We start from the raw sequence: 25,053 nt of genomic DNA, 5'->3' as shown, positions 1-25,053 counted from the left end.
AACGCATGAATAAACTCAGATCAGCAGCAACTGGAAATCTAGGAACCGGTGAGGCCAGCCAGCCCAACCCAACACTTGTACTTGAGGGAGCACCACAGTTTCGATCCTGGCCCTTGCTCGACGGGCCAATAGCCAGTGGAGTGTGGTCGGCAACGACCGGTCATCATCGTGTCATGCGCGACGCAAGCACGCTTGAAACCTTCTATATTCTCGAGGGAGAAATCATGCTGTTCGAGGATGGTGTCGAACAGCCGAAATATTTTGGTCCAGGCGATCTTGTTGTACTGGAGCCTGGGTTTACTGGCAGTTGGAAGACCACCAGTACAGTCAAGAAGATCTATTTCACAACAAACCAATAACGGCTCAGCTTTGGAGAGCCGCGTTTAAGCGCTCTGTGCTGTCTCAGTGAATGTCAGGTTATGATGGAGAGGATATCATGAAGACCACGCCTTTCTGGTGGGAAGCAGCCGAACCGCAGCATGGCGAGCGGGCGTTCGACAAAACATCATGCAGCGTTCTGATCATTGGCTCTGGCTATACAGGCCTGTCGGCCGCAATCACATTGGCGGAAACCGGGCTGACCAATATCATGGTCGTTGATGCCATGCGCATTGGCGAGGGAGCCAGTTCGCGTAATGGCGGGCAGATCGGAAATGCACCAAAGTTCACACTCACTCAAGCAACCGCCCGTTTCGGGGAAAAGCGCGCACGAGAAATCATGGCCGATTATGGTTCATCCATGAAATTCATGATCAAACGGGCGCAGACTCTTCAAGATCCGATAGACCTCAATCTTGCCGGAAGTGTCGCTGCCGCTCATTCACGCAAAGACCTGGCGAAGCTTAAGGCCTTTTGCGATAGCCTCGCCCCGCAAGAGCGGGCGAAGTATGAAATCCTTGACGAGACGCAGATTCATAGCGTGCTCAAGACGGATATTTATCGCGGTGCGATGGTTCGACACGATCAAGGGACCATTCATCCTGCCAAATATGTCCGCGCTTTGGCTAACCGCGCCCGGACATTGGGTGTGCGTATTTTTACCGGTTGGCGCTATGCGGGCGCTCGCAAATCCGGCGAAGGGCATGTGGCGTTTCTGGAGAATGTCCAGAATGAAACCACAGTGGAAATCCAAGCAGAAAAAATCCTGTTGGGTTTGAACGGATATGTTGGGCCGGAAGTGAAATGGCTTCGCCAGCGAACCATCCCGGTACAGAGCTACATGATTGCTACGGAGGAAATGTCTTTCGACTTGTTGGAGCGCCTGATCCCCAATAATCGAGCGGTGGGCGATACAAAACATATTCTTTATTACTTCCGCCGTTCTCCAGACGGCAAACGTATTCTTTTCGGAGGGCGAGCGCGGTTTCGCAACTCCACAGAGGAACAGGGTGCGGCCGGATTGCGCACCTTCATGGAACACACTTTTCCCGAAACGCGTGGCGTAGAATTGAGTCACGGCTGGCTTGGCAATGTTTGCTTCGCTTATGATTTCTGTTCACATGGCGGACGGATGGAAGACGGAATCTATTATCTGTCTTGTTGTAACGGTGGCGGTATATCCAATCAAACTTATCTCGGTCACCGAATGGCCGAGTATATGTTAGGGGTTCCCAACTCAGATCGTGGCACAATCGGGAGCCATTTCCCGCGCCTATATTTCTACAACGGCAATCCATGGTTCTTGCCTATGGTGGGCACCTGGTATCGCTTTCAGGACCGGGCTGCACGTTATTTCGACTGAGGAATTCCCAGTCGACGCAACAATCTCGTCAGCCGACGAAACATATAGACCACAGGTGGAGCGTTTTCTTCGGCTCGGTATCGCGAGCCCACAGGAAATTTCCGCAGAGGGACGGGTAACATCATGTCATTGAATGTGGCGCTCACGCGCCAGAGCAATATGAACGGATCCGGCATTTTGATGATGGTGCTGGCAATGACACTTGTTCCAATGATTGATGTTCAAGCTAAATATCTGGTGACCAGTCAAATACCGGCGATGCAGGTCATTTTCTTGCGCATGCTGCTCGGCACTCTTTTTCTGGTACCCTTTATGATTGCGAGTCGTCATCCAATGCTTCCGCCAGCGCGAGGCTGGTGGAATGCCTGCGGACTCGGATTTTTCAGCGTTCTGGCTGGTGTTTGCTTTTTCAGTTCTCTGAAATTTCTCTCAATCGCAGATGCGGTGGCGATCAGCTTTGTTCAACCGCTATTTGTGACCTTGTTCTCGGGTCTATTGCTAAAGGAAAGAGCGCACGCCGCCCGCTGGGTTGCTCTCCTGATTGGCTTTGCCGCCACTTTGATCATCATCCGCCCAACCCATCATGCGCTGGAAATAGGTAGCCTTCTGGCTCTGATCTCAGGTGCGGCGATGGCGGGATATGTTATTGCAATCAAGAAGAGCACCAGCGGGGTGCAGAGTGTGGTGCCGATAGCTCTGACTTTCCAGACGCATTTTTCGGCTTTTATCGTGGTAACACCCTTGATGTTGGTGTTCTGGCAGGAGCTTGATCTATTTCAATGGATGCTGGCTGTTGGAATGACCTTGGTTGGCCTTGCTGGACAGTATCTGATTATTAAAGCCTATCACTATGGCGAGGCTTCAGTTGTCGCACCGTTCGCCTATATTGAAATCATCACTTCTACATTTTTCAGCTGGCTATTCTTCGCAGAGTTGCCTGACAACATAACGTTTTTTGGTGTAACAATACTGGTTTGCAGCTCATTATATATTGCGTGGAGGCGTTAATATCAAATTTGGCACATGCCACAGATCATTGCTTCTCATCCAATCAATAGCATCTATTCCTATGGCATCTCAGCGATTTTGATAATGACAGATCCTTGGGCTCTACTCTAAGAGAGTCAAAGCGCCCTCGCGGTTAATCACCGCGAGGAAACACTAAAACATAATCGCGTGTTAGGTGTTATACTTGTCGTGATACATCTGCATCATGGCAATGTAGTCGGAAATATATTTCGCGTCATACCAGACCCCGAACAGGAAGCTGGACCGGCGCCGCGATTGGAACGGTAAGCCCAGGAAATAGATGCCTGGTTCCTTGGAAACGCCAAGCTCGTGGACAGGGTTTCCGTCCTCATCGAAGATATCCAGCTCAAGCCAGCTATAATCGCGCTTGAAGCCTGCGGCCCATATGATCGAGGTGATACCAGCCTCGGCCAGATCCAGCTCAAGGATAGCATTCTTCTCGTATTCAGTCGGAGGTAGCAGATTGCGCGCATCCGGATATTCCGGCAGATCGAGCCCGTTATACTCAATATATTGATCGATCACATCGAGCGTATTGAGGTAGCTCTTGTTTCCTTCCTCAATGTTCTTGGCGAGATCACCCGCAAATATAAGCCTTCCATCGCTATAGCCTTCTGTGCGGCCCACCAGAACGGCTCCCTTGGAAGCCAACAGACGATAGTCGATTGGCATCTTGGTATGGACACCGCTGATAGCGAGAGCGATATTCTGAACATTCTTGTCGCGGTTGACCGTATCCCATCGACCCAGCACGCCTGTCCAGTATGCGCCTTCGCGGTCGCGATAAAAACGGGGCGGACGGATGTGCCGACCCAATGACAAATAAACCTTGCGACCGGTATCAACCAGTTCTTCAGCAATCTGGCCACCCGAAGCACCTGCCCCGACGACAAGCACTGCGCCATCGGGCAGTTGGTCCGGATTTTTGTAGGCGACCGAATGCATCTGGACAACGTCGGCAGTTTCAGGAACGACCCTGGGCGTTACCGGAACTTGGAACGGGCCTGTCGCCGCGATCACATTAATGGCTTCGAAATCACCCGCCGTCGTCGACACAAGAAAGCCCTGCTTCTTGGGCAGCTTCCTAACCGAAAGCACCGTAACATCTGTCCGAACCGGTGCTTTGGTGTTCTCCGCAAAACTGGAGAGATAGTCGACCAGTTTCTCCTTGGGCGTAAAGACATCCTGTTCGATATCAGGGATTCTCATGCTAGGCAGCCGATCGTGCCACGCTGGACCATTGGCCCGCAGCGAATCCCAACGCGCTGAACGCCAGCTCTCAGCAATTCGCCCCTTTTCGAGGACAACGTGACTGATATTGGCGTTGCTCAGGTGTTCGCTCATCGACAAGCCAGCCTGGCCCGCCCCTACAACTACCGTGTTAACCTTTTCCATTATTATTCAAACCTTTCCATGATACGCGGCCCAAACCTGTCTTCCATCGGCTGAACAAAGCGCGCAAAAATCCTGCCCCGCCGCACCGGGGAGAAGCGCGGCAGATAAATCCGTGTGTTTTTTTGAGTTGAGTCCTAGAATCCGGGTATTACATCATTCATAAGACGACGCTGTTTCATGACCGGCATGTTGTTGCGAATTGAGTGGAGTTTTTCCATATCCAATCTAGCTGTGATGATGTCAGCACCCTGCCCGGCTCGCGCCACGACCTGCCCCCAGGCATCGACAATGACGGAATGGCCGTAGCAGCGCTTCTCCTGACCATCGACAACCACAGCGCCACCAAGGCCACAGGCAATGAAATGGCATTGCGTTTCCGCAGCACGAGCGCGGGCCAATAGCTCCCAGTGCGCCTCACCGGTGACCATGGTATAGGCGGCAGGTAGCGTGATGATCTCGGCACCCTTGAGCCGCAATGCGCGGAAGAGTTCGGGAAACCGAACATCGAAGCAGATGGCGGCACCGAAAGTAACACCCTCCAACTCCCAGGTGACAATTTCATTGCCCGGCTTGATATAGTCGGATTCGCGGAAGGCACCGCTGCCCAGATTGCCCATATCGAACAGGTGCATCTTGTGATAATCGGCGACGACCTCACCTCGTCGGTCAAAGACGACCGAGACGTTTTCGACGCGCTGGTCGCCGGGAATTTTCGCAAGGATCGTGCCTGCCTGCACCGCAACGTCGTGACGCTTGGCAAATGCCTGCACCATCCGGAAAGCTGGCGTTTCGCGCAAGGGCTGGGCAAGTTCGACCGAACGCTTTTGGTCAGGGCCGTAATAGCTGAAGTATTCGGGAAGAATAAGGAAGTCTGGCCGATCCTCCGCCTGCATTGCCGTTACCATTGCCGCTTCTGCTGCTGGCACCGTGACGTCTGGCGACAACCCCATCAACGTTTGAACCGCTGTGACTCTCATTGTCTAGCCTCCTTGGATGAAAGAATTTCCAGTGAGTTGGTTGCCCGCCCCCCTGAATCCGGGTTCAGAACCCGCTCTACGAAAGTAGCCATTTGCGGCTCGTAGGCTTTCCAGAGGTTGCGCAGTTCTCCCAACGGCTCGGCGGCCCGATCGATGCGCAGATCAACCGAACAAAAATCCGGATATTCAGCGACCTTGAGCGCTACTGAGGACAAAGGGAAAATTTCGCCTCCAGCTTCCAGCCCGGCATCAAGCGCCGCCAGCAGTCGCTCGGCTATCGGCTTGTCGCTTGTTTCAAGCGCCGCAGCCACCATTGCGGCCGGAACCTGATCATTCCTCAAAATATTGCCGACCGCGACGATCCCCAGAGCAGACGCGCTTGCATAGATCGGCTCCTGATGAGCGCCCTGCCGCAATGCTGTTGCACCGTTGCGATCGACGATTGCAAGTTCGCGCCATTCAATGCCGGGCGCAGTTGCGATCTTGTCCAGCGTTTCCTGGGCAGAAAGACCGCTTCTCAGATGACGGAGTGCCGTCAAACCCAGACGCGGATCGGTGCGGTGCTGGGTGATGACAGCGCCGGCATCGTGATTGACAAACAGACAACGGGCACCCATCGCCATCGAAGAGGTCGCGCCCGCAACGCCGAACTGTTCAGTTTTCTGACAGCGAAGAGCGATAGAGAAAGTCATGAGTTCAGCCTCAACATATGTCTAGCGGGAGAGAATGGCGACAGATCGATACTCGGCTTATCACCCGTCATAAGCTCGGACACGAATTTGCCGGTAATACCGCCAAGCGTCAGTCCAAGGTGGCCATGACCACAGGCATAGATGATGCGGGGATCCTTGCGGGATGGCCCGATAAAGGGGAGGCTGTCAGGCGTGGAGGGACGGAAGCCCATCCAAGTGTCCTGTCTGTCGCCCAATGCAGGCAGCATTTTTCGAGCTTTATTTTCAAGAACATCGAGGCGTGACTGACGTGCTGGCTTATCGAGTCCGCCCAAATCTACAGTTCCTGCCGCACGAATCTGATGAGACAGCGGGGTGAGGAAGAACCCATCGGACGGATACATAACCGGATGCGTCAACAGCGGCTCGTTGTGTTCAAACGCGACGTGATAACCGCGTTCTGTATTCATGTTGAGGCGGTCGCCAAGCTGATTGGAAAGACCACGCGACCAGGCACCAGCCGAGATTACGATGCGGTCAGCAGAGATGACCTCGCTTCCGGTATGGACGCGCACGCCATCGATACCGCTTTCGATCCGCTCGGCCTTCGTCACAACGAAACGGCCACCGTGCGTTTGGATTATCTGGGCAAGGCCCCTGCAATAAGCTTCAGGGCTGTCAATCACAAAGCAACCGGGAAAAATCGTCCCGCCAATATAACCCGGCGCGAGATTGGGTTCCATGGCAGCTATTTCGTCCTGTGAGAGGTATTGCGCTTCGATTCCCTCAGCACGCCGCCGATCATTGGACCTCTTGGCGTTCTGCGCTTCCTCTTCCGTGCGGTAAAGATGGATCGAGCCCGTTCCGCGTCCGAAACGAATGTTACCGACTTCTCCCATCAAGGGCGCATGCCCCTCTTCTATCACCTTCATCAGCGAACCGAGTGCGGAAATAGCCCCGTCCTGACGCCTGCGTAGCGACGCAGAAAGGAATGCAGCAAGCCATGGAGCGAGATCGAGAAAATCTCGCCAATAGAGCGTAAGCGGCCCATCACGACGCAACAACATTCCGGGAATTTTCCAGAGAATTCCGGGAGCCGCGGTGGGAAAAATTCCTGACGGCGCAACCGTTGCGGCATTGCCGAACGACGCAGCATTGCGAAACGATACACTTGGCAGGGGTGGCGTCGGATCAACGAGGACTACATCCAATCCCTTTTTTTGCAGCCAGCGGGCCGTGGAAAGGCCCACGACGCCAGCTCCGATCACCGCAACAGTAAGCTTGCCGCTCTTATTGGTCTGCATTGGAGGCAGCTCCCTCAGATTGCTGCCGTTACGATGATCTCGACATCGTAACCTTGAGCCGCAGGCGGCACGACACCTGCAGCGCGGGATGGCTGATTCTCTGGATCGACCCACTGCTCCCACACTTCATTCATCGCGTCGAAGTGCTTCTGATCTGAAATCCAGACCGTGGCGCGCAAAATCCTGGATCGGTCGGTTCCGGCCTCCTTGAGCCAACGGTCTACCTTTTCAAGCGCAACGCGGGTCTGATCCTGAATGGTTTCGCCCTTGTTACCACACATGCCAGCCACATAGGCGATACCGTTGTGGATGGAGACCATCGAGGTGCGCTTCAGTCGTTCAATACGGATTACGTCGGCCATGTTATTTCACCAGCTTTCCGGCCTCTGGGGCCATTGATTTTCAAGAACGCGCCAAAAGGCCTCTCACTACAGCCTCAAGCTCTTTTGGAAGCCCATGAGTTTTTCAAGCAGCGCGACCGCGATCACCGAGAGAACGATCAGTGCCGTTGCCATGGCAGCCACGGTCGGATCGTCAAAATCCTTGATGTATTGATAGGCTGCCACAGGCAGTACCTTGGTCCGATCATTGGTGAGGAACACGGCGATCGAAAAATTGTCGAGTGCCTCAACGAAGATGAACACCGACGCTGCCAGAATGCCCGACTTCAATTGCGGCAGGACAATGACGAAGAAGGTACGGAAAGGACCGGCACCAAGATTGCGTGCCGCCTCTTCGATCCGTGGATCGAGGCCAAGGAGATTGGCTGAAAGTGCACGAATGGCGAAGGGTAGCGTGAAGACCAATATGCCCAGGCAAAGACCAAAAAGACCAATACGGACGCCACCTGCCGACAGCAGCGAGAGGAGCGAGACACCAGTTACAACACCCGGAATGATCAGTGGCGACAGGATGATTTGCTGGATCAGCCCTTTGCCTTTGAATTCAGCACGAACCAGCGCGTAGCTCGCGGGAATCCCGATCAGCAGGCTCAACGGCATGACGATCAGGGCCATCGTGAACGAATTCTTCGCGGCGTCCATGAACATGGACGAATTATAAAAATTCTCATGCCACTGAAGTGTGAACCCGGAAGGTGGCCACTGGAAATAGCGCGTAGGGCTGAACGAATGAAGCACGACAAACACCACCGGCAGCAGCAGGAAAACGACCGCGATTAACGCCAGAGCAATTACGACGACGCCAAATTTCGCTTCAAGATCACGCCTAAACATCACGAAACGGCCTTCTTAATTTTCTTGGCGACGAGGTTGATCAGCCAGATCGAAGCGAACGCGCTGATGAGGAATACCACAGCCGTTGCAGCGGCGTAGGGAACGTCATATTCGGTAAACATGCGATCATAGATCTGGTTTGCGACCATCCTGACCTTCCCGCCGCCCAAAACCATTGGGAAAAGGAACGAGGCCAGCGCAATTGAATAGACGAGAACCAGCGTAACCAAGAGGCCCGGCAAGAGGATCGGCATGGTAATGCGCCAGAATGTGGTCGTGCGGCTGGCGCCAAGGCTGCGCGCCGCTTCCTCGACCGAAATGTTCAGGTTCTGGACGACACCGATCAGCGTAAAGACCGCGAACGGCAGCAGGTAGTGGGTAATGGCGATGCCAACACCCGACCAGTTGTAGAGAAACTGGATCGGCTTGGAGACGATACCGAGTTCGATCAGGCTCAGGTTTATCAGTCCCCGGTTTCCAAGAAGCACAAGCCAGGAATATGCGCGCGTTACGCCACCGGAGAGGAAGGTAACTGCGATAGCGAGCATAATCAGTGTCCCGACCCATTCCCGCTTGGAACGCACGATTACCATGGCCATCGGCACGGCTATTGCGACGGTAATTACCGACATCACAAGAGACGCCCAGAGCGTGCTGAACAGGATCGACTGATTGGCCCCCGTGAACAATACACGCCAGTAATTGTTGAGTGTAACCTCCCCGGCAAACTGCGTCCCCGGCGGGCCTTTCAGGAAGAAGCTCGAGAGACCAAAATAGCTATACGCCGCAACTATAAGCAGGCCGATAATCAGCGCGGGCGTAATCAGATATTTGGCGCGGTTGTTATTCGCCTCCATCATGCCCCCAACATAATTGTATGAATCGGATCGAGCACCAGCTTGACTGGCTGCCCGGCGGTATATCGGGCGCGATTGTTGTTTCGCGGAGCGTTCGCATCGATATCAAGGCCGTTGACCTCAACGCGATAGACTACTCGCTCGCCAAGCTCGTGCGTGGTCTTGACGGTTCCAGCAAGCCCTTCTCGCAGATCTTCAGCACCAACAACCTCAATATGGGAAGAACGGATCGAAATCTTGCAATCAGCGCCTGCGAATTGCCCACCAGCGTCATTGACAACGATATGCTGTCCAGCGAGCGACAAAGTTGCCCCACCGCCGTTGACCACGGCGACCTTCGCATCAAAGATATTGGCCACGCCGAGAAAACGGGCAACGAATTCGCTCTTGGGCCTATCATAGAGTGCTATCGGGGTATCAAGCTGCTCGATGCGGCCCTGGTTCATGACGGCGATATAGTCGGAAAGATAGAGAGCTTCATCCTGGTCGTGCGTCACCAGGATCGATGTGATGCCCAGCTTCTGCTGAAGCTCGCGCAGCTCGGACTGCAGCCCTTCGCGAAGATGCCGGTCGAGCGCGCCAAGTGGCTCATCGAGAAGCAGGAGCTTGGGCCGAATGACGACGGCACGAGCAAGAGCGACGCGCTGCTGCTGACCGCCTGACAACTGGCTCGGATAACGATCCGCGAGATGGGACAGCCGGACCATCTCGAGTACGTCACGTACACGCGTGGCCTGCTCTTCCTTTGAAACACCGCGCATCTTAAGACCGAACGCAATGTTGGATTCGACGGTCATATGGGGAAAGAGGGCATAATTCTGGAAAACCATACCGATATCGCGAAAGTTCGGCTCAACTCCGCTGATGTCCTTGCCATCGACGACAATCTCACCGGATGTCACGTTGAGAAAGCCGGCAATCATTCGCAGAACAGTACTTTTGCCGCAACCGGATGGTCCCAGAAGCGTCAAGAGCGATCCACGTGGCACCTCCAGGTCAAGATTGCTCACTGCCTCGAAGGAGCTGTACCGCTTGGTCAGATTCCTGAGTTGCAACGTGCTGCTCTGCAGATGTTCCATGGTTGCGGTTCCGTCAAAGAATAATGGGGGAAGGCGCGTTCGACCTGAGCCGAACGCCTGAATAGTCGTTCTGGTTTGTATTTGCAGATTGGAGGCGCGCTAGCCTTCGTCTGGACTCATTCCAACAGGCACAGCATATACGATCCGGGAATGAGCACCGTCCTTCATTGTTATTCCGCTGTCTGATTGAAACCACGGATCAGATGAGTTCTCATCAATTGCTCAGCCTTGTCTGCTTCCCGCGCTTTGATCGCCTCAAGAAGCTTGATGTGATCCTGGATCACTTCCTGCGACTGGGCTTGACTGAGAGCCGCGAGACTGGCTTCGCTCATGAAAAAGCCGGCATAGTTTTCGATCGCATTCTGGAGTTCCGGCACGCCGCAAGCGTTATAGATCCTCCAATGGAATACGTTGTTGTTGCGCACGCGCTCGGTACGGGCCTCTTCTGGGAGGGTCAGCGCCAATTCGATTGAAGCCTCAAGAACCTTGAAGTCGTTCTCATTCAGATGGGGTACCGCGAGTTTCGTTGCGTAGCCTTCAAGCGCGATCCGGATTGCACGGATGCCTTTGAGGGCCGACAGCACGTCCGCAACAACCACGCCAGAAGATGTGCGTTCAAGAAGCCGGTTGGAGACGAGACGCGTGAAGGCTTCGCGCAGCGGCGTGCGGCTTACGCCCAGCTTCTGAGCCAGCTCCACTTCCCGCAGACGCTGGCCCGCCTCGATCCGTCCGTCAAGAATAAGCGACCGCAACAGTTCATAGACGGCATCTGCCGAGCTCACTGCAGCCAGTCGACGACCTCCCAGATCGTCAATTCCATTGGCATCCATGATTTCTCGTCTCCATATACTCATTGACTCGCTCTAGTTATGCCGCGATCACCCACTGGCTGCCAGCCCCCTGAAGGCTTGTTTGCGCCTTATCCCTTGATCCCGTCGTTCCCGCTCCCGGAGAGCGTGGCAATCAGCGTCGAAAACACCGCGCCTCGACCCACGAGACTATCAACGACAATAGTTTCGTCGCGTGAGCAGATGTCATTGCAGATGGGGCCCAATCCGTCGATCGTCGGCACCCCGAGCGCGCCACAGAAGCTGGCGTCGGATCCACCCGAAATATTGGTTAATTCAAAGCAGGGCGCGCCGATTTCCTCGGAAGCCTTAGCAACGATCGCGTAAAGCGCTTGCGTTTCAGCCGTTCTGGCCCATGCAGGCCGCGTCCAACCACCTTTTAGAACCACCGAAACGCGATCCGTCGCGACCTCGGAAATCAGTCTCTCAACTTCCTTCTGCAACCTTGCAGCCGCTTCAGGCGTGCGGGCACGCATATCGACATGGAGTTTTGCATGACCAGGTATGACCTGCCTCGCATCACCACCTTGGAACACACCAACATTCACGATGGCACCATTTTCGAGATCCGTCAGAGCCTCGATCTGTGGCACAAGGATTGCGAGCGGACGAACCGCAGAAACACCCTTGAGATAGTTGGCCGCCGCGTGCGCGGTCTGCCCGGCCGCTTCAATGAAGAAGGCACCCACGGCACCGCGGGAGGTAAAATAACCACCTCCTGGGCGACCGGGTTCGAGAGTCAGAACCCAATCCGAAGTCTTCGCATGCCCTTCGATCCAGCCGCGCGAGAGCGGGCTTCCCAGTTCTTCATCGCTGACGACTAGGAACTTGATCTCTTCAAATTCGGCCAGTCCGGCCTTTGAAGCAACATCGATGGCATTGATAGCCAATACAAGTCCGCCACGCATGTCACCAACGCCAGGCCCTGTTGCAAACTCACCCCTGATTTCAAAGGGCCAGTTCTCCAGCGTGCCGCGTGGCCAAACGGTATCGGCGTGGCCGAGGATCATCAATCGGCCCTTGCCCTGCCCTTTTCGAACCGCCAACAGGCGATTGCCGCGCTCGGGAACCTCTTCGTAATGAAGTTCAAACCCCTGAGCATGCAACCGCTCGCCGATCCAATGCGATGTTCGCGTTACGCCTTCCACGTCATAGGATCCTGCTTCAATGCCGACGAGTTCGGCGATATCTGCAAGCATTGCGTCAAGCCGGTCCGCAAAAACGTCGCGAAATCTACTAGCCAGATTCAAGAGAGCCTCCCATTTTGTATTTTTGTATACAAGCATACGTGTATTCATTATGCAACAGAAAACTGTCCCGCAGACTGGAGAAAGTTACCAACGCGAAACGGTCTCTATTTCAGCGGCTCGAACTCGCCCGCCCTTGGGCTGAATAGCGAGAGCGGATAAAGGCCGTTTTCCTGAAGGCGACTACCCAGCGCCAGCAATGCAAAGTCAGCTTGCATGGGAGCCATGATCTGCATGCCAATCGGGCATCCACGAGGATCGCGACCTACGGAAAAAGCAAGGGCGGGCAGACCAGTAAGGTTGGCCGGCGCTGTGAATTCCAATGGATTGCCGAGGCCCTTGTTGGGCGCACCGAGCGCGTTATCAAGCAGGGGCGGAATGACTGCATGTACAGGCATGGCCAGCCAATCGATGCCATCGAACAGCTTGTTCCACAGAACGGTAATCTCGGCATACCGCTTGAGAGCCTCCGCATAATCCTCATCGGACAGACTCAATCCCTTTTCGATCAACGTAGCGAGTGCCTGACCATAGGCATTACGTTGTGCTGGATAGCTGGCGGCATGGCTGCGCGCGGTCTCTTTGGCGCAGATGAAGTCCCATGTCTCCTGCAGATCAGGGACGTCAGGAACAGCGCAAGCGACGAGGTCGAGCCCTATCCGCTCGGCTGTATCAAGCAGACGGCAATAGGCCGTCCGAACCTCCGGATCGAGCCGCGCACTGAGTAAGTAGGGAAGATAGCCAAAACGGCGGCCCGGTGCTTGGCCGGATGGAAGCGTATTGCCGAGCCCGCTCATCGCTTCTAGCAACAGAGCGCACCCATCCGCGTTGGATGCCATCGGACCAAGATGATCAAGGCTGGGCGCCATGGTGCAGATGCCCTCGGTGCTGACAAAACCGCGGCTGGGCTTGAGCCCGGTCACCCCACAATAAGCCGCGGGAAACCGGATTGAGCCGCCTGTGTCGCTGCCAATGGCTGCGGCTGCCAGACCTGCCGCGACGGCAACACCTGATCCCGACGAAGACGCACCGACACGGAACGATGTTCCCCATGGGTTTACCGGAACCGGCATTTCCGGATGGTGGGCGGAACAAGCCCCCTCCGCCATGGCCAATTTGCCAAGAATGACCGCACCTGCAGCCAGAAGATTGGTGACGACCTTTGCATTGCGGCCAGTCTGCCGATCACGAAAGATAGCCATGCCGTTGGACGTCGGCGTAAAATCCGTTTCACATAAGTCCTTGAGCGCAACCGGTACGCCATGCAATGGCCCGAGGGATCGGCCATCGGCGAGGGTCCGGTCGGCTGCACTTGCTTGCGCAAGGGCAGTCTCGGCTGTAACCGTGATGTATGCCTGCAGCGACGGGTTCAATCGCGCGATCCGCTCAAGATAATATTGCGTAAGCGCAACCGAGCTTACGTTGCCGACCGCAATCGCTTTTGCGATATCTGGCAACGGCTTTGTGATGACTTCGGGAAGACTGCCAGAGACAATCAGGGCGGTGGGGGTCATGGGGGCTCGAAGGATATTAGAGCGCATCCCGAAAAGTGCGAAACGGTTCCCGGACAAGATGCGCATTAAAACAAACAGTTAGAGCGTCGTTCTGATTCAATCAGATCGAAACCTGCTCTGGTGCCAGCCTGGCGAGCCAAAACGAACTACCATCAACTGTCTATGATGAAATTGATTTGCAAAGAGGATCAGGTGGCTTTTGCCACCTGATCTATCGCGTAACTTCCACCTGAGGGGATCAGTGGGTCGTGATCTGGTCAAACCGGACAGACCAGTCGCTGATGTTCTTCAGGACTACACTGCCATCCATCACGATACCTTCACCGTCAGCAGGCAGAGATTCTGCAAGTTCCTTCGGCAATTCCACATTGCGGTTAACCGGAGCCATGTTCACCCGAGCCAGCATCTCTTTCTGGGCCCCCTCCGAGATGATGTAGTTGATAAACTTGGCTGCCTCTTCCTGATGCGATCCGTTGGTCATCATCATGACATCGAAATACATCGGTGCCGGGCGAGGAGAAATCATCTTCATTTTGATGCCTTCGCCTGCGACCGCATTCATGTGTGAACTTTGACCGATAAGAATGGTCCCCTCACCTTGCACGATCGATTGTCGGGCCTGAGAGTCCGAGGTGTAATAGAGCGAAACATTCTTGTTAAGCTGCTCAAGCGCCTTGAACCCCGGATCGTAGTTCTCCGAAGTGCCACCGTTGATAGTATTCGCAACCGTGAGAAGCGAGCCGGAATAGATCGACATAGCAGGGGCGATGATCTGACCCTTGTACTCCGGCTTCCAGAGATCTTCCCACGAAGTCGGCGGCACAGGTACGGCGTCTACGTTGTAAACGATACCCATCGGATAGTAATAGATACCGACCCAATCATCAGCAATCGCCCCCTTGATCAACTGGTCGCGGTTACTCAGCTCGTCACGCGGAATCTTGACGAAGAGCTTCTGATCCTGCGCCGCCTCACTCGCAATAGTATTGGTTGCGAACCAGACATCCACGACGGGGTTGTCACGATCGACCTGCAGCTTGACGAGGCCCTCGCCTGACGAAGACTGCGTTACAGCATTGACCTTGATACCCGTTTCAGCCTCGAACTGCTGCGAAATGGCTTTCAAACCATTTTCCCACGTCGAGCCCCATACCTGAATGGTAATCTCGTTCGATTGCGCAAATGCAGAGTTGGCTGCAACGAGCACTCCGCACGATAGAAGCAAAGACTTAATGTTCACGGTTACTCCTCCTGAGTTTTTTGGAAAGGTTATCTTCTGGGTAGACGTGTGGCCCCCGCACAAACGTTACCCGTGGAGATGAAGCGGACTGATCGGCCAGCGACTTCGTCAGATGCTCGCAGGCCCGCCGATCGTGCAATGATTACGCTTCAGAGAGACTAGGAATGCTCGAACTCATCAAGCCCTATGGCCTGTGATCGCGCAGGTAATGCGCCCACGCTCGCTATAGGACAGGATTGCAGCGCCAATCAATTCAGTGAAATCCACGCGCACAACGCCGGGCTGCGCCTGTGACTTTGCATTCGATTTCACGGAAAAAGACAATGAACCGCCCTCCACCACCCCATGTGTGCGAGGATACTTGCATACATGAATACAAAGCGCAACAGCAACGTTTCATATCCAGGTTTTTGGGTGAGAGAATCGGCGCGCACGCTTTGGCGCCCCCGCGAAAAAGACGCTAGGCGTTGAACCAAACATTTCGTCTGGGGACTTGATATTATTGAGATACGACCCTGAAAGACGCATGCCGCGGGCAGTTGTGATCGCTTAGGGAAAAGTCATCTTGCCATATTGAATCGGCGACCTGCTCTTGCTGCACACGAACAGACAGCATTGCCGAAATCAAATTGGACGTCTCCAGACCAGCAATGTTCTTATTGAATCCCGCGTTCAGGATGAACGGAGGACTTCATCTTGTCCGTTTACAGTTATCTGGCGGGTTGGACTTCTGATTGAGTGTTTTCGATCAACACCTATTTTTCAGCTCCGCGATACGGCTGAGTGCGCTGCCGAAGCCTTTGAACGAGACTTTGAAGGCGACCGGTTGGCCGAGCTCAAGCGCGGTGGCGATGATGTTGAGATTCGTTCCCGCTTTCAGCTTGACGACTTCTTTGGCATCGAAAGAAAGCGTATGAAGCATATCTGCGGCAGACACATCGAGAAGCGAAGCGCCGGTGGTTCGGCTTGGTCGATCTTAAGGCCGCACCCCTGGCAAAATCTGGTCCGAACGACATCAAGAACACGCCTTCACCTTGCCACCGGCCATACCGCGTAACTCAATGGTTCATTCCTGATACACCTCGGTAAGTGTGCTGGCGTCACCGGTCAGCGGAGCGGACTGTGAACTGGCCGCCCTGCTTTCGAGGATTCATGCAATGGCACTCCTTCCGTCTTGTACCTTAATTGACGGTATTTTTGGTTTTGGTCTGGTTAGCCGGCATTTCGATCTGGGTGGTGATTTTCTGAAGGTTCTCATTAAGGAAGTCCTGCTCACGCTGGCGCAGCCATTGGTCGAGGTCCGGTTTCGTCGCCTGTGACGGTGCATTGGCAGCGTTCATCAGGAGCATCGGGAATGTTTCCGTCAGGAACCTGTCCTTTACCCCACCCTTCTTGTCATCCATGGTGCAGATAAGAGCGATGGCAGTGGTCGCGATGGCTTCGGTTGCCTGCAAACGCGCGGCAAGGTTCAGGATCAACTGGTGGAGATGTTCGATGTCGTTCATTTTCAGTCCTATGGAACGATTGGTTAAGGGTAAAAGTTCGAAGGGGTAGGCCGCTTTATCTGAACGCGATCATACATTGCGTCCTGTTGCTGCTCGACGGCGCGGTGCGCAGGCAATGTCCAGCCAGCCAAACGGATTGTGGAATTGCCACGCAAGGACAGACCGACTTCAGCCTGTTCCTTCCCCTCTTTCGCGAAAGAGCCCCGGCATCAGCCGGGGTCTCGGGTCTTAGGATACTTCCTTTGTGCTCTACCACTTCACCTTGAAGCCGACGGTACCCTTGAGCGCGTAACTGTCGGCAAAGTGGTTGAGTGAGGTGTTGATGGAGCCTTCTCCATAGACGGCATACTTGTTGTCCGCCCACGAATAGGTGCCGCCAGCGCCAATGCCAGCCCAGGTGCGATCATTGTCGGTGTCAATATCGACACCAGCCACATTGATGCGCATACCGCCGAGGAAGGACTGATAGAGATTGGCAACACCATAAACCGAGGTATTGGCCAACAGACCGTCAGAGCCGGTGAAGCTGTCGGCATAGCTTGCGGCAAGACCAAGGCGACCAACCAGACTATCACCGTTTTGCATATGCACACGGCTGCCCCAGATATCGTGGAAGGCATCGGCATCCAGCGACGACCACATGAGCTGTGCCTGCGGGGTCAATGACCAGTGCTCATCAATGGCAACCCTCTGGCCCGCTTCCACGCTCATCGCATAGCCATAGGCCTTCGTGTCATTCGCCAGACCTGCGTTGGCAGTATCGGAATTCAAGTCGTTGTCGAACCAGCTCATCTGGCCCTGGGCATCGACATAGAAGCCATTATTGCCGTACCAGGTTGCCGTCGCACCAAGGCTCCAAGCATTGGTACTGGTCGTACCATCCCCCGACAGTGCGCTGGAACGAGCGTGCGCCGTACCGTACTGACCGGTAATGCCTGCAATCAGGCGGCCGTTCTCGTCTTCATAGAACTGCCCATCGACACCTGCCTGCATGATGAAGGTGTTGATATCCTGCTTTGCCCCCGTAACGCTTTGCGGCTCAAGGCGGTTGTGTGCCCCTTCGATGCGGGCCCAGATGCCACGATTGTCAACCATGGCGCCATTGGTCTGGCCATTGCCGTTGCGACCGGTCCAATAGCGGTCACCAACACGTTCCTGCAGCGTCGGCAGTTTGTTGAGCGCCTGCATGTTCTCGGCATAACCCTGATAGACCGGAACGCCAGCGCTATAGCGCGGATTGCCAGGGTTATTGGGATCAACGGGTTTGGTTGGATTGGTCAACTGACTGGTCAGATACCAGTTGCCGTCCTTGTTGCCTTTGGCTGGCCCTTGCTGAAGCGTATAGGCATAAGCGCCACCCACAACCGCTTTCTGGCCATCCTTGGTGGTGTAATCGCTGACAAGCGAGAACGTGCCATTCGACTGACCGGCGACATCAACCACTTCGATACCGTTGACCGTCTGGCCGCCAATGCCTCCACGATTAACCACTTTCAGATTGGTCGTACCGGATGTATCCCCGCCAACCTTCAGCCGATCGGTCTTCGAGCTGTCGTCACCGAGCACCGTGTTGATGACAACGGTACCGCCATTGCCCGCATAATTGCCGGCGACCGTCAGCGTTGTGCCCGCAGTATCGACGCCCGATGTGATCAGGCCGGCATTGCTGAGCGAAGCAAGCGTCGTGTCGAAGCCGCCAAGATCCAGAGTACCGTTGGCTCCCACCGTGTAGCCCGACGATGACGCGTTGAAGACACCGCTTGCGCCCTGCTTCAAGCTCCCGCCATCAATGGCTGTCGCACCTGTATAGGTACTGGCAGTGCTGAGGGTCAGCACGCCAGAGCCTGTCTTGGCAAAGTCACCCGTGCCGGAGATCACACCAGAGAAACGGCTGTCGAAGCCCTGCTCCACCGTCAGCTTGCCGGAGCCGAGTGTGATGTCGCCATCCCCTGCCGCACCGGATGCATCGAAGGCAGCCAAACCGCCAACCGTCGTGTCGAACCCATTGAGATCAGCCCTGGCACCAGCCTTGACCTTCAGGGTGCCCGTACCAAAAGCATGGCCTGCAACACCGGCCTGAGCTCTGCCCTTCTCAACTGTCAAACCGCCGGCATAGCTGTTGTCACCAGTAAAGGTGGTTGTGCCATCGCCTTTCTGAACGACATTACCCACGCCGGAGATGTTACCGGCAAAGGTCACCGCGTCGGAACGGTCGAAGGCAAGCGTACCACGGCCATACGCATCGCCGGTGAGGTTGACATTGCCGTCGATGCTGCCGGTTGTGCCGCCACTGCCGATCTGCAAGACACCGCCTGTCACCGTCGTGCCGCCCGTATAGTGGTTCGCACCCGTCAGGATCAACGTACCGTAATCGGTCTTGTTGATTCCCTTGCTACCTTGCAACTCGACCTCGATGGTCGCAGTGATAGCCTTTCCTGCTGCACTGCCGTCACCCACACGAATAATGGATTGGTCGGCATTGTCGAGGTTCAGGGCGGCACCGGTCAGCCGATAGCCGTCCGTTGCAAACTGCAGGCCCGCCGCAGAGATACTTCCCTTGCTGTCATCAATACGAACAGTGCCGGCTTTGCCCATGAACACGGCAAACGACCCCTGATCGTATTTGCCATTCACCTTCTCCTGATTATCCGTCCAATTGAAGTTTGCAGCGTCCCAATCACCATCGCCACCATCGATCCGACCATTGTTTTTGCTGGCAGGATCTCCGCCATCCCAGATATTGAGACGGACACCCGTAGCACTGGCCAGATTGACCTGATGGTCCACCGACGTGTCGACCCAGATCCGGCTCGGATCGGTACCGGCCGGTGTACCGCCAATGACAAGCGTATTGTCGGTCAGATTGCCCTGATAGCTGATGAGATGATAATAGCCCGCTCCAAAACCGCCGGCATCCGTGATGTTCAGCGTACCGGCAAGCGTGAGGTTGCCGTGCACGTCGAACAGAGCCGTCTGGCTGGACATGCCAAGCGAGACATTCATCTGGCTGTTGGCATTGAGATCAAGATTGCCATTGATGGTCAGGGTCGTTCCGGACGCCCCCTGCAGAATACCGTTGTCAGCCACCGTCACATTGCGGTCTACGATGCCGGAGCCCGTAAGCATCCCGCCATCATTGACATTGACATTGCCGTTCTGCGTGCCGGAAACATTCAGGATACCGCCTGAATTGATCGCATAGTCACCGTTCATGCTCCCCTTGACCGTGACTGTTCCGGCATCAATAGCGGCGCTGCCGACATCACCGGTTGCACTGGTGTCAAAGATCAGATCGCTCGCACCCTTCTTGTGCCAGCCACTGGTCGCAGCAGATGCGTCAAACGCCCCCGTCAGTGTAAGATCGGCATCGGTCTGCACTGTGCCGCCATTCGCCGTTACCGTGACGGAGCGTCCGGTCGCGATCGCTCCGGTGTTCCCGAAGGTACCGCCATCGATGGTGAGCGCGCCCGCTGCATTACCCAGATTGCCGTCGGTTGCCACCTTCAGGACGCCGGCCGACACAGTCGTACCGCCCAAATAGGTGTTGTTGCCCGAAAGCGTCAGCACGCCCGAACCGACCTGCTTCACTGAACCCGTGCCCGAGATGACATTGCTCATCGCAACATCGTCAGAGCGATTGAAGGCCACGATACCATTATTGGTGATGGCGCCGTCGACCCGGCCCTTATTGTTACCGTCACCGATCTGCAAAGTGCCATCGGAAACGATTGTGCCGCCCGCATAATTGCTGTCACCTGCCAGAACAAGCGTGCCTGTACCAACCTTGGTCAGCGAACCCGAACCGGTAATGGCGGTCGTGATCTTGTTGGTGTTGGTCCCTGCGGCTTCGATCTTGCCTCCGCCATCAGCCATTACATAATTATGATCGCTGTCGAAAGCCGTCTTGAAGCGAAGCGTCGAGCCACTCTCAAGCTCAACGCCATTGCCGACAACGCCCAGATTGTCATCTTCAGAGACGATGAGCGTGCTGCCGTCTTTAATCAATGTACCGGAAAGATAGGAGTTGCTTCCGGTCAAATCGACCGTTCCAGTTCCCAAAATCTCCACATGACCTGTTCCGGTGATCTCGTTGGCGACCTCGACGGTTCCCGAACGCTTGATTGCAAGCGTGCCAGCGCTGGAAGCCGTCGAACCGAGGTTGATCTCCCCCTGCACACTGCCGCTTGAACCACCGTCGCCAAGCTGTAGCTTGCCGCCTGTAACAAGCGTTCCACCGGTGTAGCTGTTGTCACCTGTCAAAATGAGGGTGCCAAGCCCGGTTTTGTTCATCCCGTCCGAACCTTGAAGCTTGGCAGAGATGGTGGCTTTCTTGCTGTCATCATCCAGACTGCCGTCACCCACCCGGATGCTCGGCATATCATCCGGAGATTCAGCCGAAGGCGCAAGTGTCAGCGCTGCGCCCATAATCTCATAGCCGTCGGTCATGAACTGCATGCCGGCTGCCGACACCGCACCGTTGCTGTCGTCGACCGTAACCTTGCCTTTGGCGCCGCCAAAGATCGCAAAGCCCCCTGTGGCCCACGGACCATTCAAGCTGTAGTCCGCCCCCGTCCAGTTATCATTGACCGCGTTCCAGGTTCCGTCGCCGCCGTCGAGCTGGCTGTTGTCATGGCCATTGTCGCCATCCCAGAAGTTCAGAGTAGCACCATGTGCATTGATCAGATTGACTGCATTTGCTGTGGTCTGAACGCTGACCTCTCCCGGATTGACGCCAGCAGGCAAGCTGCCCACACTGATCGTGCCGCTGAGCGCACCGCCATAGCTGAACACACGATAGACACCCGCGCTATTGCTGTCGAAATCGGTGACATTGATTTGGCCGCCGAGCGCAAGATCACCCTGGACGTTAAAGAAAGGCCGTGCATTGGAACCATAGGTGACCGATACGACAGATGTCGCGCCAAGGCTCAAATTACCATTGAAGGTCAGCATCTGGTTCGCCGCCCCGATCAGGGTTGCGCCATCTGCAATCGTCGTGTTGCCACCGATCGTTCCCGATCCGGCAAGCGAAGCGCCAGAGGCCACCTGAAGCGTGGACGTATTGTTGCCGAGCTTACCGCTGACAACCAGCTCACCAGCATTCACATTCGTCATGCCGGTAAACGCGCTGCTGTCACCCGATAGGGTCAGACTACCTGCACCAAACTGATTGATCGTGCCCGAACCGCTGATCACGCCCGAGAAGTCGAGAGCGTTGGAGCGGTTGAAAGCGAGCGTGCCATTGTTGGCCACATTACCCTGGATCGAGCCGCTCCCGCCGCCGTCACCGATCTGCAGCGTTCCGGACGAAATCGTCGTGCCGCCGGTATAGGTGTTGGCTCCCGTCAGGATCAGCGTGCCGTCACCCGTTTTGGTGAACAGGCCCGTCCCATCCATGACGCCCGAGAAGGTACTCGACGTCGCCGCCGCCGTCTCGATCGTGCCGCCATTGGTTCCAAGCGTCACGCCGCGGCTGCTGGCCATGCCCGCTGTCAGCTGCAACGTACCGTTGTCGATGAGGACCGCCCCGCCATCGCCAAGATTGTCGTCGGCGCTGATGGACAGGACGCCACCGGTGATATCGGTTCCGCCGCTATAGGTGTTCTGGCCCGAAAGCGTCAGCGTGCCATCACCGGCCTTTGTCAGCTTGCCCGTACCGTCGAAAATGCCGGAGAAGGCCGCGTTGTTGCCGTGGGTGTCGATTGTGCCTGCACCCGTCAGGTGCACAAGACGCGCACTATTGAAAGCACTGTCCAATTGCAGCGTGCCGCCATCAAACGTCAGATCACCCGATGCATCGCCCAGATTGCCATCCGTGCTCACCGAAAGAATGCCGCCGGAAATCTCCGTCCCGCCCGTATAGGTGTTGGCATGGGAAAGGGTCAATGTTCCATTGCCCGCCTTCGTCAGCTTGCCCGTACCGTCGAAAATGCCGGAGAAGGCCGCGTTGTTGCCATTGGTGTTGATCGTGCCTGCACCCGTCAGATGCACAAGACGCGTACTATTGAAAGCGCCGCCCAACTGCAACGTGCCGCCATTAAACGTCAGACCACCCGATGCATTGCCAAGATTACCATCCGAGTTAACCGAAAGAATGCCGCCGGAAATCTCCGTCCCACCCGTATAGCTATTCGTGCCCGAAAGCGTCAGCGTCCCTGCGCCCGCCTTCGTCAGCTTGCCAGTTCCATCGAAACCGCCCGAAAACGTACCGGAATGGCCATTGGTGTTGATCGTGCCTGCACCCGTCAGGTGCACAAGACGCGTACTATTGAAAGCGCCGCCCAACTGCAACGTGCCGCCATTAAACGTCAGACCACCCGATGCTTTGCCCAGATTGTCATCCGAGTTAACCGAAAGAATGCCGCCGGAAATCTCGGTCCCGCCCGTATAGCTATTCGTGCCCGAAAGCGTCAGAGTGCCACCGCCCATTTGCTGGACACTGCCAGTTCCAGATATTTTGTCGCCAAATGTATAAATGTCGCTGCGATTGAAAACCAGCTTGCCGTCATTCGTTACATCTCCGGCAATCGAGCCGCTCACACCACCGGCGCCAATCTGCAATATGCCACCAGAAATCTCCGTCCCGCCAGTATAGCTACTCGTGCCGGTAAGCGTCAGTGTCCCTGCGCCCAATTTCTGCACACCACCGGTTCCACTGATCGCCCCCGAGAAGTCGAGCGTGCCGGTGCGATTGAAAACGAGCGCTCCATTGTTGGTAACATCACCCGTAATCAAGCCAGTATTGCCACCATCGCCAATCTGCAGTGTGCCTGCTGAGATCACGGTTCCACCGGTATAGGTGTTGTTGTCGGTCAGGATAAGCGTTCCGGTGCCAGCTTTGGTAAGCTTGCCTGCGCCGTCAAAAGTGCCTCCGAAGGTACTGTTGTAGCCATTCGTATCAATCGTACCCGCGCCTTCCATGTGCACGTCACGATTGTTATCAAGGTTTCCTGTAAGAAGCAGTGTTCCACCCGTCAGGGTCAGCGCGTTTGTGGCTGCACCGAGACTACCGTTGCTGCCAACAGACAGCGTGCCATCCGCGATTGTAATATCGCCGTCAAAGGTTCCTGAGCCCGTCAATGTCCAGGTGCTTTTACCGCTCTTGCGATACCCTTGAAACCCCAGATATTGGTTACCGATGGTGGATACATCAAAAGTGCTATCTGTATCACCGCCCCAGCCAAGGATATTACCTGAAGTATATTGCGCAACAACAACATTGCCGCTTATATTGGAGCCAAACCAGATTTCAAATATATTATCGTTACCAACTATATCGACAGCATCCCCTTGTCCATTTGCGTGTTCCGACGTGCCGGATGCAATCGATCCCGCATTAACGACATGAGTACCGGTGCCAAGTCTTAAACCACTGCCACCAAATCCACCGTTATCATTCTCAGTACTTGCAGCACCGGCTCCCCCAACTATACTGCCCTGATTTGTAAAAGACGCATAATCATTGACAACAACGCCATCACCGCCAGTCCCCCCACCGCCTACAATCCCTGAGCCGTTGTAATTAATACCGCCGCCGCCGCCTTCGCCTCCAATAATTGTAGCGCCGGCGGCATTCAACAGGCTAGCACCAGATCCGGTAACAATGGCACCGGCGCCACCACCGCCGCCACCGCCGATTTGCGTTGTGGCTGCGCCTCCTGTGAGCATTCCGCCCTTACCGCCCTTACCGCCTTTGATTGTCAAGCCATCATATGTCTGAGAATTAGTTCCCGAAAGAAAGACCCCGGCTCCACCGCCAGCGCCGCCACCGCTCCCACCCGTTGACACCGGTACACTGTCCCCTCCGTCTTTACCATCGATCTCAGTTAGACCTCCGGTAATACTGGTAGCCCCCACCGCGCCTCCAGCCGCCGGATGAGTTGCAAAGTCCCGTTCCGATGCACCAGATCCATCACTGTTAACGTCTGCGCCCGGATAGAGACCGGAGCCGCCGCCGCCGTTACCAACACCGCCTGAGTATCCGCCATCTGTATGGAACCCAACATTACCTGTCAGGTTACCGGAGGCTTGCACGCCTCCGCTGGTCACTGGCACAGAAGAAGCACCGGAAGAATAGCCTGATAGCATCATACTCGATAGAAACAGATCATCTCCCGCAAATATCGGATATATCTGGGTCAAATCCGTTGAGCTGGAATCATATGGAGGAGCCGCAAGAGCAGTTCCCCACCCGAAACCTAGCGTCACGATTGATACGCCAGCCATGAGAATTGATCTGCGCTTTCGCGTCATCACATAATCTCCACACTTCAATTCGCGAGAAAAAGTCAATGTATCCGTCGCCAAATTAAAAATAATATTCCAATTAACTTATACACTCACGAATACAGAAAGAGAGTGTCATTTATATATATGCAAGAAAAACTTAATATCAATATTGGTTATTTATA

The 25,053-nt window shown here is 55.2% G+C and carries 18 protein-coding genes and 1 pseudogene; 3 read left to right on the top strand and 16 right to left on the bottom strand.

The window, feature by feature from the left end:
* The first annotated feature begins 5 nt into the window (after positions 1 to 5).
* From F9K94_RS07915 to F9K94_RS07905, 3 genes are all read left to right on the top strand, one after another.
* Entirely contained in the window at positions 6 to 359 is a 354-nt protein-coding gene (locus F9K94_RS07915; RefSeq protein ID WP_081104495.1) for a cupin domain-containing protein, read from the top strand.
* 77 nt (positions 360 to 436) lie between these two features.
* Positions 437 to 1,741, top strand: a complete 1,305-nt coding sequence (locus F9K94_RS07910) for an NAD(P)/FAD-dependent oxidoreductase (protein WP_192799470.1) — start codon at positions 437 to 439, stop codon at positions 1,739 to 1,741.
* A gap of 123 nt (positions 1,742 to 1,864) precedes the next feature.
* Positions 1,865 to 2,749, top strand: coding sequence for a DMT family transporter (locus tag F9K94_RS07905; RefSeq protein WP_151644725.1), 885 nt, complete (start codon positions 1,865 to 1,867; stop codon positions 2,747 to 2,749).
* Between the two features lie 171 nt (positions 2,750 to 2,920).
* On the opposite strand, the gene F9K94_RS07900 is transcribed toward F9K94_RS07905, so the two are convergent.
* From F9K94_RS07900 to F9K94_RS07830, 16 genes and pseudogenes are all read right to left on the bottom strand, one after another.
* Positions 2,921 to 4,165: a flavin-containing monooxygenase gene (locus F9K94_RS07900; RefSeq protein WP_328593542.1), complete on the bottom strand. Its 1,245-nt coding sequence runs from the start codon at positions 4,163 to 4,165 to the stop codon at positions 2,921 to 2,923.
* Positions 4,166 to 4,299: 134 nt separating this feature from the next.
* Positions 4,300 to 5,142, bottom strand: a complete 843-nt coding sequence (locus tag F9K94_RS07895; protein WP_151644721.1) for a carbon-nitrogen hydrolase family protein — start codon at positions 5,140 to 5,142, stop codon at positions 4,300 to 4,302.
* Positions 5,139 to 5,834: a DUF1028 domain-containing protein gene (locus F9K94_RS07890; RefSeq protein ID WP_151644719.1), complete on the bottom strand. Its 696-nt coding sequence runs from the start codon at positions 5,832 to 5,834 to the stop codon at positions 5,139 to 5,141. Before F9K94_RS07890 ends, F9K94_RS07895 begins: the two co-directional genes overlap by 4 nt.
* Positions 5,831 to 7,117 carry an NAD(P)/FAD-dependent oxidoreductase gene (locus F9K94_RS07885; RefSeq protein WP_151644717.1) on the bottom strand — a complete coding sequence of 429 codons (1,287 nt, stop codon included), beginning with the start codon at positions 7,115 to 7,117 and terminating at the stop codon, positions 5,831 to 5,833. Before F9K94_RS07885 ends, F9K94_RS07890 begins: the two co-directional genes overlap by 4 nt.
* Positions 7,118 to 7,131: 14 nt before the next feature.
* On the bottom strand, positions 7,132 to 7,479 hold the full coding sequence (locus F9K94_RS07880) for a RidA family protein (RefSeq protein WP_151644715.1): 348 nt from the start codon (positions 7,477 to 7,479) through the stop codon (positions 7,132 to 7,134).
* A 66-nt stretch (positions 7,480 to 7,545) separates the two neighbouring features.
* Positions 7,546 to 8,352: an ABC transporter permease gene (locus tag F9K94_RS07875; RefSeq protein WP_151644713.1), complete on the bottom strand. Its 807-nt coding sequence runs from the start codon at positions 8,350 to 8,352 to the stop codon at positions 7,546 to 7,548.
* Positions 8,352 to 9,212, bottom strand: a complete 861-nt coding sequence (locus F9K94_RS07870) for an ABC transporter permease (protein ID WP_151644711.1) — start codon at positions 9,210 to 9,212, stop codon at positions 8,352 to 8,354. The genes F9K94_RS07875 and F9K94_RS07870 overlap by 1 nt, the downstream gene beginning before the upstream one ends.
* Entirely contained in the window at positions 9,209 to 10,288 is a 1,080-nt protein-coding gene (locus F9K94_RS07865; protein ID WP_192799469.1) for an ABC transporter ATP-binding protein, read from the bottom strand. The genes F9K94_RS07870 and F9K94_RS07865 overlap by 4 nt, the downstream gene beginning before the upstream one ends.
* Before the next feature lie 170 nt (positions 10,289 to 10,458).
* Positions 10,459 to 11,118, bottom strand: a complete 660-nt coding sequence (locus F9K94_RS07860; RefSeq protein ID WP_192799468.1) for a GntR family transcriptional regulator — start codon at positions 11,116 to 11,118, stop codon at positions 10,459 to 10,461.
* Positions 11,119 to 11,207: 89 nt separating this feature from the next.
* Positions 11,208 to 12,386, bottom strand: coding sequence for a M20/M25/M40 family metallo-hydrolase (locus F9K94_RS07855; RefSeq protein ID WP_192799467.1), 1,179 nt, complete (start codon positions 12,384 to 12,386; stop codon positions 11,208 to 11,210).
* A 104-nt stretch (positions 12,387 to 12,490) separates the two neighbouring features.
* The gene (locus F9K94_RS07850) at positions 12,491 to 13,897 is read right to left on the bottom strand and encodes an amidase (RefSeq protein ID WP_192799466.1); all 1,407 of its coding nucleotides are present in this window, start codon (positions 13,895 to 13,897) and stop codon (positions 12,491 to 12,493) included.
* A gap of 238 nt (positions 13,898 to 14,135) precedes the next feature.
* Positions 14,136 to 15,137 carry an ABC transporter substrate-binding protein gene (locus F9K94_RS07845; protein WP_192799465.1) on the bottom strand — a complete coding sequence of 334 codons (1,002 nt, stop codon included), beginning with the start codon at positions 15,135 to 15,137 and terminating at the stop codon, positions 14,136 to 14,138.
* A 177-nt stretch (positions 15,138 to 15,314) separates the two neighbouring features.
* Positions 15,315 to 15,461: a hypothetical protein gene (locus F9K94_RS24400; protein ID WP_155723822.1), complete on the bottom strand. Its 147-nt coding sequence runs from the start codon at positions 15,459 to 15,461 to the stop codon at positions 15,315 to 15,317.
* 424 nt (positions 15,462 to 15,885) lie between these two features.
* Positions 15,886 to 16,287, bottom strand: a pseudogene (locus F9K94_RS07840) (invasion associated locus B family protein).
* Positions 16,288 to 16,318: 31 nt separating this feature from the next.
* Positions 16,319 to 16,642: a hypothetical protein gene (locus tag F9K94_RS07835; RefSeq protein ID WP_151644701.1), complete on the bottom strand. Its 324-nt coding sequence runs from the start codon at positions 16,640 to 16,642 to the stop codon at positions 16,319 to 16,321.
* 249 nt (positions 16,643 to 16,891) lie between these two features.
* Entirely contained in the window at positions 16,892 to 24,697 is a 7,806-nt protein-coding gene (locus tag F9K94_RS07830) for an autotransporter-associated beta strand repeat-containing protein (protein WP_235920591.1), read from the bottom strand.
* Between the last annotated feature and the right edge of the window lie 356 nt (positions 24,698 to 25,053).

It is taken from the genome of Brucella tritici, assembly GCF_008932285.1.
Taxonomy (GTDB): Bacteria; Pseudomonadota; Alphaproteobacteria; order Rhizobiales; family Rhizobiaceae; genus Brucella; species Brucella tritici.
Note: the sequence above shows the minus strand (reverse complement) of the source record. Positions and strands in the feature narration are given on the sequence as shown.

Excerpts from the sequence above, each read along its gene's own strand:
- F9K94_RS07915 (WP_081104495.1), top strand. The coding sequence starts at position 6 with ATGAATAAACTCAGATCAGCAGCAACTGGAAATCTAGGAACCGGTGAG.
- F9K94_RS07910 (WP_192799470.1), top strand. The coding sequence starts at position 437 with ATGAAGACCACGCCTTTCTGGTGGGAAGCAGCCGAACCGCAGCATGGC.
- F9K94_RS07905 (WP_151644725.1), top strand. The coding sequence starts at position 1,865 with ATGTCATTGAATGTGGCGCTCACGCGCCAGAGCAATATGAACGGATCC.
- F9K94_RS07900 (WP_328593542.1), bottom strand. The coding sequence starts at position 4,165 with ATGGAAAAGGTTAACACGGTAGTTGTAGGGGCGGGCCAGGCTGGCTTG.
- F9K94_RS07895 (WP_151644721.1), bottom strand. The coding sequence starts at position 5,142 with ATGAGAGTCACAGCGGTTCAAACGTTGATGGGGTTGTCGCCAGACGTC.
- F9K94_RS07890 (WP_151644719.1), bottom strand. The coding sequence starts at position 5,834 with ATGACTTTCTCTATCGCTCTTCGCTGTCAGAAAACTGAACAGTTCGGC.
- F9K94_RS07885 (WP_151644717.1), bottom strand. The coding sequence starts at position 7,117 with ATGCAGACCAATAAGAGCGGCAAGCTTACTGTTGCGGTGATCGGAGCT.
- F9K94_RS07880 (WP_151644715.1), bottom strand. The coding sequence starts at position 7,479 with ATGGCCGACGTAATCCGTATTGAACGACTGAAGCGCACCTCGATGGTC.
- F9K94_RS07875 (WP_151644713.1), bottom strand. The coding sequence starts at position 8,352 with ATGTTTAGGCGTGATCTTGAAGCGAAATTTGGCGTCGTCGTAATTGCT.
- F9K94_RS07870 (WP_151644711.1), bottom strand. The coding sequence starts at position 9,212 with ATGATGGAGGCGAATAACAACCGCGCCAAATATCTGATTACGCCCGCG.
- F9K94_RS07865 (WP_192799469.1), bottom strand. The coding sequence starts at position 10,288 with ATGGAACATCTGCAGAGCAGCACGTTGCAACTCAGGAATCTGACCAAG.
- F9K94_RS07860 (WP_192799468.1), bottom strand. The coding sequence starts at position 11,118 with ATGGATGCCAATGGAATTGACGATCTGGGAGGTCGTCGACTGGCTGCA.
- F9K94_RS07850 (WP_192799466.1), bottom strand. The coding sequence starts at position 13,897 with ATGACCCCCACCGCCCTGATTGTCTCTGGCAGTCTTCCCGAAGTCATC.
- F9K94_RS07835 (WP_151644701.1), bottom strand. The coding sequence starts at position 16,642 with ATGAACGACATCGAACATCTCCACCAGTTGATCCTGAACCTTGCCGCG.